Annotated in this window: 1 protein-coding gene; it reads left to right on the top strand. The window is 54.9% G+C overall.

Annotated features, from left to right (window positions below; all coding sequences use genetic code 11):
• Positions 1-150 precede the first annotated feature (150 nt).
• The coding region (locus EN852_RS43450) for a DUF1127 domain-containing protein (RefSeq protein WP_135879939.1) at positions 151-295 on the top strand (145 nt) is incomplete at its 3' end.

Here is a 295-nt window from a genome sequence, read left to right as displayed (position 1 = left end):
ATACGGTCGAGCTTCCGCAAAAGTTTCAAAAAAAATCGATTGTGGCGAAAAAAATTGAAAAGCATGGCTGCCATGCAATTGCTGCACTGCACAATCGTAACAAATCACCTATATGCTGGCCGTGTGGAGGGCAAATAAGGGGCCTGGGAAATGGGGTTCTTCACCGAAATGTTCGCGCGGCCGCGCCCGCAGGAACAGCAGCGTTACCGCGCTGCGCTCGCGCTTCTGAATGCGATGAGCAACGCCGACCGCGCCGATATCGGCATCAAGCCGGCCGATTTTCCGCGCATCGCAC

Source organism: Mesorhizobium sp. M2E.F.Ca.ET.209.01.1.1 (assembly GCF_004010375.2).
Taxonomy (GTDB): Bacteria; Pseudomonadota; Alphaproteobacteria; order Rhizobiales; family Rhizobiaceae; genus Mesorhizobium.
This window is presented reverse-complemented; position numbering and strand designations above follow the sequence as displayed.